Source organism: Niallia sp. XMNu-256, assembly GCF_036670015.1.
GTDB lineage: Bacteria > Bacillota > Bacilli > Bacillales > Cytobacillaceae > Bacillus_BD.
In genome coordinates, this window is the sequence record NZ_CP137636.1 from 1,153,524 (window position 1) to 1,166,553 (window position 13,030).

The following is a 13,030-nucleotide window of genomic DNA, read 5'->3' on the forward strand; positions in this document are numbered from 1 at the left end:
TTAATTCTATTCTTATTTATAATCTTAAGAAATGGGGGATATGACAAGTTGATCAATGTTTATCCCAAAATTAACCCAAGTAAGACTGGCCCAAAAGTTGGACATAGACTTAATCCACTACTGAAAATGTCTGGGGTGACCAGCATGCTCCTGGAATCAGTAAGCCTCGACCAAGGAAGCTTCGGTTATGTAATGTATGTTTCATCATTATTAACAAATAATAAGAAAAGTGAGAAAGGAGAGTTGGAATGGCACAAAACAGAAAAAATGCTGATCTTGTTGAACCATCTATTATGTCAACAGATGAACATGAACCTAGAAATGAAAAAGATACGAAAAATGAAAAACTAGCAAGTAAACCAAAAGTAGAAGGCGGAATTCTCGGGGACGACGGAATTACCGGTCGAATTCGATAAAAAAACTTAGGAGATGAACCATGTGGCAAACAAAGATAAATTTAAAGAGGGCGCACAAGTAACGGCAGATAATCAAATTTATGGAACACCCAATAGTAAAAGCAAAAACGGAACAGGCGATTCGCCAAATGATAATGTAGGTAAGTTTCAATCCCAACGAAAACTATAAAAGACATATACGTTCGATCATGGATGGTTCTTTCGTTTACAAACGGAAGAACTGTCCGTATTTTTAAGCTGTGTTAACCATGAAAACAGCGACTTGCTCCAAGCGGCTATAGAAAAGTCTCCAACATTGGGCTCGTGTGGGTGTTATTTTAAAGGGAAGGTGTCTTTGTCTCGTGGCAGGTGGTCCAAGTTCCTTATCTATCCTTTATAGCTTAACGGGCAGTAAAGCTCCGATTGGTGAAATAAGATTAATCTTTGGGCTTTAGCCCTTAGATAAATCAATCAGGCTCCGCGTGACTAACCATCAATGGGAAAAAGCCTCCACTGAAGGAAGTTTCACTTTATCAGGCTTAACGGGCAGTAAGCTCCCCAACTCAAGGTTCTGATTAAAATAAAAAAAGGTAGTTGTGGATCAACTGCCCGTAAAGCTAAAGCCCCCACTGAAGGAAGTTTCACTTTATTGTTCAGTTAGGTTTGTAACTGGTACACTTTGTTTTTGGTTCGGGTCATTAAGGGGATGGATGGTTGCCACTCCATTTCCTTGGTCCACATGCTCAATATATATACTTTTTCCATTATACGTTACATTTATCATCTGTTGTGAAGAAACAATTTCTTGAGCTCGCTTTGCGTCCATATGTTTCACCTCCTAGTTATGTTCCAAACATAATATTTACCGTAGGAACGTTAGTTATACTAATCCAAAAGGAAGTTAGCATTAAATTAAATAAATGCTATAATTAATGCTAATAATCATAGAGAAACAGGTAAACTAGTTTTTCGGATTATATAAAGTGTTTTAGAAAAATAACATATTCATATTTTAAATGATATAATGCGTGTATCCTTATAATTAAATAGAAAATTACTCATATTCTGCAATAATGAATATATTTATAGTAGAAGCCAAGTTTAAACCGTAAAATCTATCAATATTTGATTTTAATTGTGAATCTCACATGTTATACTTATAAAATGAATAAGTTTACTAGGTTTTAATTCATTGTTAAAACTACAGCTTAAGAGGAATAGATGATGAAAAAAACAGGACAAGTTAGTGCATTCATAATAGTGATAATTTTTACCTTCTTTCATATATTTCCGTTTAAAGGAATTTCTCTATGGAATTTCATTATTTCCTTGACAATTGTTACGACCATTGCTTGGATGATTGGAAGGCAATATGACAAGATTAAATTTTACATGGTACGAATGAATGAAAGTGAAAAGAATTATAGACAATTAATTGATACAATGCCAAATGCTATTCTCATTTACTATAAGGAGAGAATCCTTTATGTAAACAATTCAGCTATATCATTGCTTGGGGCAGTCGATCAAGAACAAATTCTTGGTCAATCGGTTTATCGCTTCATTCATCCAAATTATAGAGAAAAGGCAAAGGAACGATTAAGTAAGCTTCGTAAAAAACATGAGGTAACGAATCATGCTGATCAAAAAGTTGTGAGACTTGACAATAAAACCATATATTTAGAAGTTTCAAGCCGATTAATAAATTATGAAGGAAAAGAAGCTATCCTTTCTGTATTTGAAGATGTTACCCATAAAAAAGAGGAAACTGAAGGATTATTACAAAAGTCAGATAAGCTAGCAGTTGTTGGCCAAATGGCTGCAGGGATAGCCCATGAGATTCGAAATCCATTGACTTCAATTAGAGGGTTTATTCAATTATTTGAATCAAAGTATAAAGATGATCAGCCATACTTTCAACTTGTTTTATCGGAATTAGATCGAATTAATCTGATTGTCGGCGAGTTTCTAGTGTTAGCCAAACCAACTGCTGTTGAGTTTAAGGAAAAAGAAGTGAATAATCTTATAAAAGAGGTTGTCACTCTAATCAATACACAAGCGATTATGAATAATATTCAAATCTCTGTAGAATATGAGCAAAACTCACCCATTATTGTTTGTGAGGAAAGTCAATTAAAACAAGTATTTATTAATTTATTAAAAAATGCAATTGAAGCTATGCCAAATGGGGGCTTAATAGAAGTTAGAGTAAAGGAACAGACAAAAGGGTCAGTTTCGATTTATATTTCAGATCAAGGGGTTGGTATTCCTGAAGGTCGGATTCCTAAGCTAGGAGAGCCTTTCTATACTACGAAGGAAAAAGGTACTGGGTTAGGTTTAATGATTAGTTATAAAATTATAGAGAGTCATAATGGTGAAATTAACATTTCAAGTGAAATAAATAAAGGTACTACAATAGAGGTTACTTTACCTACTAAAACTTAAGGGGACAGTTCTTTGCAGTTTTATTGCTGCAAAAGGACTGTCCTTTTTAAACTGTAAAGAAACCGAATTTCCAAGAATATATTATTTTTTTAAACAAAAAATAGAAAGGAGAATTTTTTCCTGAGGAGAATATCGAATGGGATTTGTTAAAGATACATTGCTTGTATATGGAAGAATTATTACCATTTTACCGCTAGTTCTATTTATAATGCTTTTTATGGGAAAGCGTTTCGATGGAGAACTACCTGTTTTTGATTTTTTAACGGATTTCCAAAAGAAGTCTCCCATCCTTAAGGAACGACAAGTGAGTAGGTGGGAGATGAATTTCGGTTAGGCGTTAGCCTAAAGGTTCTCGACATATTGGCAATTATTATTGTGATAGAAAATCTCGCAATCCTTCAGATTGATCTGTTTGTATGACTTACCAGGATACAGATCCTACGATTCTTCATTAGCAGGATGTCTTTTTCTAATATGTATGATCTTGGCTAGAAAAACAGAAAATCATGAAACACGGAAGAAACGCTTCTTATCTTTTTACTATGAAAACGGAAATCCTGCTCATAGTAAATAATAGAAGAAACGTTTCTAAATGGCTAGTTATCCTGATCCTTAGGGTCTTCTCCATAATGTTCATTCAAATATGGATTTTCAGCAGTAGCAAAGTTCACGGATAATAAACTCTCGTCAGGATTTAATCCATATAAGCCTTTAAAGAGATCGTTTACTAATTCACCACTTTCAAACATCGGTTCTTTTTCCTTTGACATCGGCAACACCTCCAATAGTTATTGTTAATTAGGAGAATTCCCGATGTTAAAGAAAAAAATGTATAGTAATGAATTTAATTTGGTCGTTCCTAATCTCAGAGACGTTGAGAGCCTTTTTGCTTCATGGCTTGATTTGTAAGTTCAAGATTTTCAAGTCCCTTTTCACTAAAGGCGTTGTCACTTTCTAACTGACCTGGAACTGGACCTCCGTCAATGTCTTTTCCATCAATACGCTCTTTATTATTTTCTTTTGCCATTATACTTACCTCCTTTATCATTCATTGCGCTTATTATTTGTTGTTTTATTTTTCCTATTCTAAAACAAAGTTTGTTTAAGAGCTTCGACAATTGACCAAGAACTTGATAGTCTATCTGTCCTATATACATTTTGCTAATATAATTTCTTTATGGTAGAATCATAGAAATATTCTGTCCCAAAGAGTAGACAACGAATGTAAAAATATATATTTTAAGACAACATAGGAGGAAATGATAGATGAGGACGAATTTTATGGAATGGCGAAGTGGGGTAAAACATGGGATCCCCATTGCACTTGGTTATATGGCCGTTTCCTTTACGTTTGGAATCATTGCGAAACAATATGGACTAAATCCTTTTGAGGCTGTTTTTATGTCCATTACTAACTTTACTTCAGCTGGACAATTTGCTGGTCTTACATTAATAGCTGCTTCAGCTGCTTTTATGGAAATTGCTCTTACCCAGCTAATTATTAATTCAAGGTATTTCTTAATGTCTGCTGCTCTTTCACAAAAAATAGACCCAAATGCGTCATTGCTTCAAAGGTTAATTATGGCGGCTGGAATATCAGATGAGGTCTTTGGTTTATCCATGACGGTCAAGGGGAAATTAAATCCTTATTATACATATGGGATCATCAGTATGGCAATGCCTGGCTGGGCTTTAGGAACGCTACTCGGAATCATTTCGGGAAATATATTACCAGATAGGCTGGTAAGTGCACTGAGTATCGCTCTCTATGGGATGTTATTGGCGGTTATTATTCCTCCTGCTAAAGGAAATAGGATTTTAACTGGACTTATTTTAATTTCGATGTTGGCAAGTTTGTTATTTGCACAACTGCCATACTTAAATATGATTTCATCAGGAGTGAAAATCATCTTATTAACTATTGTGATAGCCGGGATTGCGGCTGTTCTATTTCCTGTAAAGGAGGAAGCAGAGCATGGAGCTTAAGGTCTTTTTATATATAATGGTCATGGCAATTGTTACATACCTCATTCGAGTGTTACCACTGACCCTCATTAGAAAGGAAATAAATAATTCATTTATAAAGTCCTTTTTATATTATGTGCCTTATGTAACATTGGCAGTTATGATCTTTCCGGCTATTTTGGACAGCACAGCATCACCTTGGTCTGCTTTAGTTGGCTTCATCGTTGCCATTATTATTTCCTATATTGGCGGGAGCTTGATCACAGTTTCTCTGCTAGCATGTTTAGCTGTTTTTGTTGTGGAGTTAGTCATTTGAAACTAAGATGTAGGTTTTTGATGGATCGGAGAAGGGATAGAAAAACTCCCTCCTCCTCTAAACAAATTATTTATCTTCGCGTAATAAATAAGTATTCCCATCCTGATCCTTGAATTTGAACATATTACCATACGGCATCCTTAATAAGTCTTCAACTTCTACACCATTTTGTTTCATTTTTTCATAAGCAGCATCAATATCATTTGTACTAAAAAGAATGGTTGGATGTGCAACTGCAGATGGATTTTGCTTTTCCATTAGAGCTTTATTATATATAACTAATGTTGTGAACTCATCTTCACTTGGTCCCACTTCGAGCCAAGTAGCGTCTGGACCCATTGGATATTCACCTTTAACAACAAACCCGAGTTTATTTACCCAGAAATCTTTTGCTTGTTCTTGGTTATGTACGTATATTGTGATTTTTCCAATTGTATTAATCATAAACTAATCTCCTTTTTGTTATATTAGACCTCGTTTTAATTTTAACCGTTTAGGTAGTAAAAACAAAGTAGGAATGAAGAAAACGCCATGACTCATTCATGACGTTCTGTAAATAGGGGGAATTGGGATAATAATGGATGCCTATATGATTTGCATATATTAGACCGCTTGTAGAAATTCTGGTTCGCCTAATTTTTCATTAAATTTAACAACTAGATCTTTATTATCAAAATACCATGTATCGCAATCTTCAATATAGAAGGTAATTCCATCTTTTTCAATTTTTGTATGTGATTGTTCAGGTAAATCTTTATTCATCCCTAATGAGAAGCCTTTTACAAAAGAGTTAAAACCACCATATCTGATATAAAAACGAATGCAATCTCCTCGATTTAAAGCTAGCTCTTCTTTGTACCATTGAAATACTTTATCAGACATTTCTATTTTCATGATGATTCACCTCATAATTAATTTTGTGAAACAATTCACAATTAATTTCATGGCTTTAGTATAACACGAATTCATTATTAAAAAAATGAATAGATTGTGAATGATTTATAAACAAATTAATAATTATTTGTTGGAAGCCTTGTTTGAGATTATTTATATGAAGAAATGATAAGATAAAAGACAGAGATACTTACATAATTCAAACAAGTTAACCATTTAAGGGGGGATTTCCAATGGAAATTGGAATTAGTACATTTGTCGAAACAACTCCAGATGTTCATACAGGAAAAGTCATTAGTCATGCTGAAAGAATAAGGGAAGTGGTTGAGGAAATCGTGCTAGCGGACGAAGTAGGGTTAGATGTTTTTGGTGTTGGAGAGCATCATCGTGAAGATTATGCCTGTTCATCCCCAGCAGTTTTACTAGCTGCAGCAGCTTCACAAACTAAAAGAATTCGACTATCCAGTGCCGTAACCGTCCTATCTTCAGACGATCCTGTCCGTGTTTTTCAGGACTTTGCAACCGTTGATGCCATTTCCAATGGACGAGCAGAAATAATGGCAGGAAGGGGTTCTTTTATTGAGTCGTTTCCATTATTTGGCTATGATTTGAAAGATTATGACGAGCTTTATAATGAAAAGCTTGATTTATTGTTACAAATTTGTCAATCAGAAGTAGTTAATTGGAGTGGAAAGCATCGTCCTGCCATTCATAATCGAGGGGTTTATCCAAGACCTGTTCAAGATCCATTACCGGTTTGGATTGCCAGTGGTGGGACCCCTGATTCAACTGCTCGAGCAGGACACTTAGGTTTACCATTAGTGCTAGCGATTATTGGCGGAAGTCCTTTACATTTTGAGCCGTTAGTTAGACTTTATAAAAGGACAGCTGCTCGAGCTGGTCATGATCCAGCAAAATTAACCGTTGCTTCACACTCGCATGGGTTTGTAGCTGAAAGTGATGATGTGGCAGCAGAGAAGTTTTTTCCACCTACTCAATATGCGATGAACAAATTAGGTCGTGAACGTGGCTGGGGTCCTTATACACGTGAAACGTTTGATGCTGCTAGCAGATTAGAAGGGGCTCTTTATGTTGGTTCTCCTAAGACAGTAGCCGAAAAAATCATTTATCTTCGTAAAAATGTCGGGATTACCCGTTTCATGCTACATTGTCCTGTTGGCACAATGTCACATGAAGATGTGATGAAATCAATCGAATTACTTGGTAAAGAAGTTGCGCCTATCGTACGAGAAGAAGTGGCGAAATGGGAAAGCAGTCAAGAAGGAATATAAAAAGGTTAAAAGCGGTTTCTTCTACAATCGGAGAAACCGTTTTTAATTTTTAGAAATATTGTAAGCTTTGGGATCAGAAATTGGCAAGGATAATAGGTTGGAAACGCTTTATTGTCACGTAAACTGTTAATTGTTACAAATTATTGAAAAATAGTTCTTGACTCATATAAATTTTTTTTGATAAAGTAACAACTAGACCGCTTAGTACGTGGAGGTATGCTAAGGGATGAAAGAACTAGCGTTACATCATAACGCACGCTTTCAATAAAACGGATAATAAGTTTTATAAAAATAAAGAGATGCTTTGTGTTTGAATATATTATCTGTATGAATACAAGGCACTTTAGCAGTTGTATTAGCTTTATCTATACTGATAGAAGTTAACTTATACGAAAAACTGTTATTGATTTATACTAAAATAAATATGAAAAGGGAGTTTTTTGATCTAAATGAGTACACAAACTAAAGTAAAAAGTCCAAAAATAATGGCAGCAATCTTAATGCTAGGTGCCTTTATCGGGTTGTTCGGTGAAACGGCATTAAATATGGCATTAACAAATATTATGGATCAATATTCAATTGAAGCATCTACTGCACAGTGGTTGACAACAGGGTATTTATTAACATTAGCTATTTTAGTTCCTATTTCTGCTTTATTAATGAAATGGTTTTCGACAAGACAATTAGTGATCGGTGGACTCATTATTTCACTGGCAGGAGCACTGCTGGCAGCCGCTTCACCAAGTTTTGCTTTATTGCAAACTGGACGTGTTGTTCAAGCGATAGGTACAGGTATTCTCATGCCTGTTATGGTAAGCGTACTTTTAGTTATTTTCCCTGTCCATAAACGTGGGGTTGTTATGGGGGTTATGGGGCTTGTTATTACACTAGGTCCAGCACTAGGGCCGACTCTTTCGGGGGTTGTTATTAGTGCTTTAAGTTGGAACTATATTTTCTGGTTTAGCGCTATTTTTTATGTGTTCTTGACTTTAGCAGCTTTCGCTAAAATTGAAAACGTTGGAGAAATTACAAAGCCTAAAATTGATGGGTTATCAATTGTTTTATCTACAGTAGGATTTGGTGGGTTAATTTATGGATTAGCTTCTCTGGCTGGTGCTTCTTTTACAGCTCCGATCGTATGGATACCATTACTAGTAGGAGTTATCGCTCTTGTATTATTTGGACTTCGTCAAGATTCAATGGATAAACCAATGATCAATTTAAGTGTATTTAAACAGCCGATGTTTTCATTAGGTACAGCGATGATGTTCTTAAGTATTTTAGTGATTTTATCAACTGGTATTTTATTACCTATGTATTTAAAAGGATCATTATTATTTAGTGCGGCGGTAGCTGGTCTATTATTACTTCCAGGTAATGCTGTAAACGTAATAATGTCACCGATTGTAGGATCACTATTTGATAAAATTGGACCGAAGAAATTAGCCTTTACTGGATCGATCATTGTATTAATTGGAAATATTATATTTGTTACATCAATTTCAGCAACAACGCCAGCTTGGCAAATTGTTGTAGCGTTTATGGTTTTATTCTTTGGGTTAACAATGGTAACCATTCCAGCACAAACCAATGGACTAAATGCGTTGCCTCGTGAGTTATATGCAGATGGATCAGCAGCTATGAATACATTAAACCAAGTAGCTGGTGCTGCAGGTACAGCCATAGCCATTACATTGCTTACAGCTGGTTCTACTAGTTTTGCAGCAAGTAAACCTGGTGTTATGGAAGGTGAAATTTTAGCTGCTGGTGTCAAACATGCCTTCTACTTTGTTACAGGTATTTCAGTTGTTGCATTAATCTTGTCTTCATTTATGAAAAAACCGAGGACAGTACAGGAGAAAGCTCCGATAACAGTGAAAGCAGCAGAACCTGTACGCGTGCGAAATTAATTCTTTATACGTAAAAAAACCGTTAGAGCTCATTCGTGAAATATATATTTCCGAATGAGTTCTTTTGAATTTAGATCATTTTAGGGTAGCCTTCTTTATTACGGGAAATAATGATTTTTGAAATGCTGTCGATAATATCTCCTCGGCTAAGAACCCCAACTACACGGCCTGCTCGATTAATTACGGGAAGTTTTTTGTAATGGTGTCTAGAAAGGGAGCGGAGTGCTGTTTCAAAGTCATCATCAGGTGAGACAGAAAGGATGTTTTTCTTAGTCATAATTTCTTTTACAGGCGTATCCAACTTTTCTATTATGACATCCTCCAATTCTCCATCCTCCATGATATATACGAGAGCTGCAAAACCAAGTGGCTTTGGAGATAAATAGCGTAATACATCTCCATCTGACACCATTCCAACTAAATTCCCTTTAACATCAACAACTGGAACACCGCCAATTCGATTGCTATTAAGAACTTTTAATAATTCTTCAACTGTATTTGTAGCTTTAACAGTAAATACTTTGTGAATCATGAAGTCTCTTACCTTCATCATGTATCCCTCACTTCATGTGTGTAACCGCATACATTTGTTTTCTTTTAATTTTAACATAATTGGCTCTGTTATTTCATACGAAATCTTTCTTCCAAATTTCTCTTTCTGTAAAAAAATAGTGAATATCGAGTATTACTATTTCTCGTTCGTAACAGTATAATCATGGGTAGGAGTTGAAGTAAATGAATAAAAAGGACATCGCAAATATCCGCAAAGAATTTAAATTAGATAATTATCGCATGAGGATTTTGGAAATTTTCAATGTTTATGTACAGAAAGAATCTGGGGAAATCTACCATCATGTGGGTCAACCCTTTCAAATGTTAGAGCAGGAAACCCAAGAATTGTTTTTGACGAATTTTAAAAAGGTTTTGACGGGTAATCTTGACTCAAAGCTTTTTGAATTGAAATTTAAGTCAGATGTGGAAGACAGTACGCAAACCATTCTTTTTAATGGATTACATGTGGCATCAACCGATTGGAGAGAACTTATGCTCCAAATCGTTGAAAAGATGTTTGCTCATTCAGTCTATGAGTTTGATACGGTCGTGACCTTTATACGCGGGGAATATCGGCAAGCAACGAAGAAGCGAGATTTAGAATCAGAAGACGGTGGAGATGATGAGGTTTCTTCTAATCATTTTATTCTCTGTAGTCTCAATAAAACTGACCAGCCAAAAAAGACATTGTTATTTGATTATGTGGAGAAGGAATTCAAACCGAATCATGCGGTGGATCCCATTATTAATTTAGCCTCACCGTTGACAGGGTTTCTGTTTCCTACTTTTAGTAATCATGCAGCAGATGTAAACCATATTCTTTACTGTGCAGGAAAGCCAAATCAACCCGACATAACCTTTATTGAAGAGGTCCTGAATTGTGAAGATACGATGACCGCAGTGGAAGATAAGGATAGCTTTGAATTGATATTAAAAAATGTCATTGGGGATGAAGTAGATTCTCAAGTAATTTCAAATGTTTACGAAGAGATTGATAAGCTGGTTCAAGAAAATAACGAGGATAAAGAAAGTGAAATTGAATCCCCAATGTTGGATTATCGTGATGTTGAACGCATCTTAACTGTTAGTGGTGTGGAGGACGTGAACAGTGATCGAGTGGAGCATGCCTTTAAAGCCGTTGTTGCCGATGAAACTCATGAATTCAAAGCAAGCAGTATTGTTCCGAAAACCATTAAAATTGAAACAAAGATAGCTACTGTATCAATTGATCCGAAAGAGTTGAGAAACGTTAAATATGTCAATTTCAATGGAAAGAAATGCTTGCTGTTGGAAGTGAATGAAGACATCATCGTAGAAGGATTCAAATTAGAAGAATCCGAAACTTTTTAATAGAGGATTATTGTTTAATTAAGGACAGGTTCAATTAAATGAATGTAGTCTTTAAAAAAGAAACTCGGGACCAATATAAGTTCCGAGTTATTTTTTAAGATTTGAAATATTTCATATTACTATAGGCAAAAACCATCTAGGCTTCTGAGGCCTAATAAGGGTTATTAAATGTTTATCAGGCTTAACGGGCAGTAAGACCCCCACCTCAATATTCTGAGTACATAAAAGAAGATAGGTAGGGGATCAACTGCCCATAAAGCTCCGAAATAATGAACACAGACTAAATACGCCTCCGGCAACGTCTGCGTGACCAGCAAGTCTGCTGGCCTCAACTAACCATCAGTGGGGGATAAAGCCCCCCACTGATGGAAGTTTCACTTTATATAAGAGCCTCATTATACATTCAGTAATTCTTCTTCACTCATGATCTGGTTACAATAGTCTGGCTTTTTTAATGTAATTCTTCTTTGATGGGCTACATCGAAAATAAGACCTAATTCATCATACAGACTTTTTGTTAATATCTCATTTTCAATTTTCTTCATAATTTCTGTATAAAATGCAATTAATAAGTCATCTGGAAGCTTACTATAAAAATTCATATAAACCCCTCTCTGAGAATTATATTTGCCGTTATTCCTTTACACCCACTTCTCTACTCCCCATATGATATACAAATGATAATAAAAAAACTGTCGATTCATCATGTTTATTAGGTTTTAATGAAAATGTTAAGTAACAGTAATGTAATCGTAATATTATGAGATAAGATTAAATACATACTGATTCATCCCTATTAAGGATAACGTAACCAAAAAAGTAAATAATAAAAAGAGAAGAAAATCATAAATGAAAGGTAGATATTTATAATGAAAAAGGAAACTGAAAAAAAGGATCAGCCCACGATCGCTACTGGCTTGGATGATCAAGAAGAGTTAGAGAAGAATGCAACAAACGAAGAGGTTCGAAAAGGGGAGTATACACAAGTATATACTCTTTCATATGATGAGGTGGATCCCAGTTAAGCGAGGTTCCGTTTTAAAAAAGAGATTGGATAGACCAATCTCTTTTTTCAAAGAATAAAAATGTTATCCTACGATATTGTAACCAGAGTCCACGTAAATCACTTCTCCAGTGACACCACGTGCAAGGTTACTCAATATCGCTAATGTCATGTCGCCAACATCATCTTGAGTGACATTTCGCTGTAATGGGGCCTTTTCTTCAATTGTTCTTAAAATATCATTAAATCCAGAAACCCCTTTTGCAGCAAGTGTCCGAATCGGACCAGCTGAAATGGCATTCACACGAATATTATTTTTACCTAAATCAAGAGCTAAGTACCTTACACTCGCCTCTAGTGCAGCTTTGGCAACCCCCATCACTCGATACGTTTCAATCGCTCGTTCTGCGCCTAAGTAACTCATCGTAACGATTGAGCCGCCTTCTGTCATAAATGGTGATGCTTCTCTTGCTACAGCAACTAGGGAATAGGCACTTGTATCATGGGCAAATGAAAATCCTTCACGTGATGTTTGAAGAAATGGATTTTTTAAATCTTCCGCATGAGCAAAGGCAACGGAATGTACAATCCCATGAATAACATCGAACTTTTCACCGATTGCTGTAAAAGCTTGTTTAATACTTTCATCATTATTAACGTCACATTGGAAAATATTTTCAGTCGAAAGGTTATCTCCTTCTAAAAGCTTAGTCAATTTTCCTAAAGAGCGCTCTAAACGGTATGTATAAATGACATTAGCTCCAGCTTTATAAAGAGATTTAGCCACTCCCCATGCGAGGCTTCTCTCGTTTGCTACCCCCATGACGACAATATTTTTTCCTTTTAATTTTAATAAATCTTCCATTTCGTCCTCCCAAAAATCTTTTTTACTAATACTATCATATATT

General features: G+C 35.4%; 17 protein-coding genes and 1 pseudogene. 10 read left to right on the forward strand and 8 right to left on the reverse strand.

Annotated features, from left to right (window positions below; translation table 11 throughout):
• The first annotated feature begins 248 nt into the window (after positions 1-248).
• Complete coding sequence (locus R4Z10_RS05855; protein ID WP_338472269.1) at positions 249-416, forward strand: hypothetical protein; 168 nt, start codon at positions 249-251, stop codon at positions 414-416.
• Positions 417-438: 22 nt separating this feature from the next.
• Positions 439-585: a hypothetical protein gene (locus R4Z10_RS05860; RefSeq protein ID WP_338472270.1), complete on the forward strand. Its 147-nt coding sequence runs from the start codon at positions 439-441 to the stop codon at positions 583-585.
• Between the two features lie 456 nt (positions 586-1,041).
• Here R4Z10_RS05860 and R4Z10_RS05865 read toward each other — a convergent pair whose 3' ends face one another.
• Positions 1,042-1,221 carry a small acid-soluble spore protein H gene (locus tag R4Z10_RS05865; protein ID WP_338472271.1) on the reverse strand — a complete coding sequence of 60 codons (180 nt, stop codon included), beginning with the start codon at positions 1,219-1,221 and terminating at the stop codon, positions 1,042-1,044.
• Positions 1,222-1,619: 398 nt separating this feature from the next.
• Between R4Z10_RS05865 and R4Z10_RS05870 the strand changes: the two genes are divergently transcribed.
• The gene (locus R4Z10_RS05870; protein WP_338472272.1) at positions 1,620-2,840 is read left to right on the forward strand and encodes an ATP-binding protein; all 1,221 of its coding nucleotides are present in this window, start codon (positions 1,620-1,622) and stop codon (positions 2,838-2,840) included.
• A gap of 136 nt (positions 2,841-2,976) precedes the next feature.
• A pseudogene (locus R4Z10_RS05875) lies at positions 2,977-3,102 on the forward strand (DUF421 domain-containing protein); the annotation flags it as partial.
• 334 nt (positions 3,103-3,436) lie between these two features.
• Here the strand turns inward: R4Z10_RS05875 and R4Z10_RS05880 are convergent.
• On the reverse strand, positions 3,437-3,610 hold the full coding sequence (locus tag R4Z10_RS05880; RefSeq protein ID WP_338472273.1) for a hypothetical protein: 174 nt from the start codon (positions 3,608-3,610) through the stop codon (positions 3,437-3,439).
• A 95-nt stretch (positions 3,611-3,705) separates the two neighbouring features.
• The gene (locus tag R4Z10_RS05885) at positions 3,706-3,867 is read right to left on the reverse strand and encodes a hypothetical protein (protein ID WP_338472274.1); all 162 of its coding nucleotides are present in this window, start codon (positions 3,865-3,867) and stop codon (positions 3,706-3,708) included.
• 239 nt (positions 3,868-4,106) lie between these two features.
• On the opposite strand from R4Z10_RS05885, the gene R4Z10_RS05890 reads away from it, so the two are divergent.
• Positions 4,107-4,826: an AzlC family ABC transporter permease gene (locus tag R4Z10_RS05890; RefSeq protein ID WP_338472275.1), complete on the forward strand. Its 720-nt coding sequence runs from the start codon at positions 4,107-4,109 to the stop codon at positions 4,824-4,826.
• On the forward strand, positions 4,816-5,121 hold the full coding sequence (locus R4Z10_RS05895) for an AzlD domain-containing protein (protein WP_338472276.1): 306 nt from the start codon (positions 4,816-4,818) through the stop codon (positions 5,119-5,121). The genes R4Z10_RS05890 and R4Z10_RS05895 overlap by 11 nt, the downstream gene beginning before the upstream one ends.
• Before the next feature lie 66 nt (positions 5,122-5,187).
• Here R4Z10_RS05895 and R4Z10_RS05900 read toward each other — a convergent pair whose 3' ends face one another.
• The gene (locus R4Z10_RS05900; RefSeq protein ID WP_338472277.1) at positions 5,188-5,565 is read right to left on the reverse strand and encodes a VOC family protein; all 378 of its coding nucleotides are present in this window, start codon (positions 5,563-5,565) and stop codon (positions 5,188-5,190) included.
• Positions 5,566-5,724: 159 nt separating this feature from the next.
• Complete coding sequence (locus tag R4Z10_RS05905; protein WP_338472278.1) at positions 5,725-6,015, reverse strand: HesB/YadR/YfhF family protein; 291 nt, start codon at positions 6,013-6,015, stop codon at positions 5,725-5,727.
• A gap of 233 nt (positions 6,016-6,248) precedes the next feature.
• On the opposite strand from R4Z10_RS05905, the gene R4Z10_RS05910 reads away from it, so the two are divergent.
• Positions 6,249-7,307, forward strand: coding sequence for an LLM class flavin-dependent oxidoreductase (locus R4Z10_RS05910; protein WP_338472279.1), 1,059 nt, complete (start codon positions 6,249-6,251; stop codon positions 7,305-7,307).
• 449 nt (positions 7,308-7,756) lie between these two features.
• Positions 7,757-9,217, forward strand: coding sequence for a DHA2 family efflux MFS transporter permease subunit (locus R4Z10_RS05915; protein WP_338472280.1), 1,461 nt, complete (start codon positions 7,757-7,759; stop codon positions 9,215-9,217).
• Between the two features lie 70 nt (positions 9,218-9,287).
• Here the strand turns inward: R4Z10_RS05915 and R4Z10_RS05920 are convergent, their stop codons facing one another.
• Complete coding sequence (locus tag R4Z10_RS05920; protein WP_338472281.1) at positions 9,288-9,767, reverse strand: CBS domain-containing protein; 480 nt, start codon at positions 9,765-9,767, stop codon at positions 9,288-9,290.
• A gap of 185 nt (positions 9,768-9,952) precedes the next feature.
• Between R4Z10_RS05920 and R4Z10_RS05925 the strand changes: the two genes are divergently transcribed.
• Positions 9,953-11,119 carry a DUF4317 domain-containing protein gene (locus R4Z10_RS05925; protein ID WP_338472282.1) on the forward strand — a complete coding sequence of 389 codons (1,167 nt, stop codon included), beginning with the start codon at positions 9,953-9,955 and terminating at the stop codon, positions 11,117-11,119.
• Positions 11,120-11,514: 395 nt separating this feature from the next.
• Here the strand turns inward: R4Z10_RS05925 and R4Z10_RS05930 are convergent, their stop codons facing one another.
• Positions 11,515-11,721: a hypothetical protein gene (locus R4Z10_RS05930; protein ID WP_338472283.1), complete on the reverse strand. Its 207-nt coding sequence runs from the start codon at positions 11,719-11,721 to the stop codon at positions 11,515-11,517.
• A gap of 267 nt (positions 11,722-11,988) precedes the next feature.
• On the opposite strand from R4Z10_RS05930, the gene R4Z10_RS05935 reads away from it, so the two are divergent.
• Positions 11,989-12,144: a hypothetical protein gene (locus tag R4Z10_RS05935; RefSeq protein WP_338472284.1), complete on the forward strand. Its 156-nt coding sequence runs from the start codon at positions 11,989-11,991 to the stop codon at positions 12,142-12,144.
• Positions 12,145-12,207: 63 nt separating this feature from the next.
• Here R4Z10_RS05935 and fabI read toward each other — a convergent pair whose 3' ends face one another.
• A complete protein-coding gene (fabI, locus tag R4Z10_RS05940; protein WP_338472285.1) occupies positions 12,208-12,987 on the reverse strand; it encodes an enoyl-ACP reductase FabI in 780 nt (259 codons plus the stop codon).
• Positions 12,988-13,030 lie beyond the last annotated feature (43 nt).

Coding starts and splice junctions, on each gene's coding strand:
- R4Z10_RS05895 (WP_338472276.1), top strand. CDS start 4,816: ATGGAGCTTAAGGTCTTTTTATATATAATGGTCATGGCAATTGTTACA.
- R4Z10_RS05905 (WP_338472278.1), bottom strand. CDS start 6,015: ATGAAAATAGAAATGTCTGATAAAGTATTTCAATGGTACAAAGAAGAG.
- fabI (WP_338472285.1), bottom strand. CDS start 12,987: ATGGAAGATTTATTAAAATTAAAAGGAAAAAATATTGTCGTCATGGGG.
- R4Z10_RS05890 (WP_338472275.1), top strand. CDS start 4,107: ATGAGGACGAATTTTATGGAATGGCGAAGTGGGGTAAAACATGGGATC.
- R4Z10_RS05915 (WP_338472280.1), top strand. CDS start 7,757: ATGAGTACACAAACTAAAGTAAAAAGTCCAAAAATAATGGCAGCAATC.
- R4Z10_RS05865 (WP_338472271.1), bottom strand. CDS start 1,221: ATGGACGCAAAGCGAGCTCAAGAAATTGTTTCTTCACAACAGATGATA.
- R4Z10_RS05880 (WP_338472273.1), bottom strand. CDS start 3,610: ATGTCAAAGGAAAAAGAACCGATGTTTGAAAGTGGTGAATTAGTAAAC.
- R4Z10_RS05935 (WP_338472284.1), top strand. CDS start 11,989: ATGAAAAAGGAAACTGAAAAAAAGGATCAGCCCACGATCGCTACTGGC.
- R4Z10_RS05920 (WP_338472281.1), bottom strand. CDS start 9,767: ATGAAGGTAAGAGACTTCATGATTCACAAAGTATTTACTGTTAAAGCT.
- R4Z10_RS05870 (WP_338472272.1), top strand. CDS start 1,620: ATGAAAAAAACAGGACAAGTTAGTGCATTCATAATAGTGATAATTTTT.
- R4Z10_RS05855 (WP_338472269.1), top strand. CDS start 249: ATGGCACAAAACAGAAAAAATGCTGATCTTGTTGAACCATCTATTATG.
- R4Z10_RS05900 (WP_338472277.1), bottom strand. CDS start 5,565: ATGATTAATACAATTGGAAAAATCACAATATACGTACATAACCAAGAA.
- R4Z10_RS05885 (WP_338472274.1), bottom strand. CDS start 3,867: ATGGCAAAAGAAAATAATAAAGAGCGTATTGATGGAAAAGACATTGAC.
- R4Z10_RS05925 (WP_338472282.1), top strand. CDS start 9,953: ATGAATAAAAAGGACATCGCAAATATCCGCAAAGAATTTAAATTAGAT.
- R4Z10_RS05930 (WP_338472283.1), bottom strand. CDS start 11,721: ATGAATTTTTATAGTAAGCTTCCAGATGACTTATTAATTGCATTTTAT.
- R4Z10_RS05910 (WP_338472279.1), top strand. CDS start 6,249: ATGGAAATTGGAATTAGTACATTTGTCGAAACAACTCCAGATGTTCAT.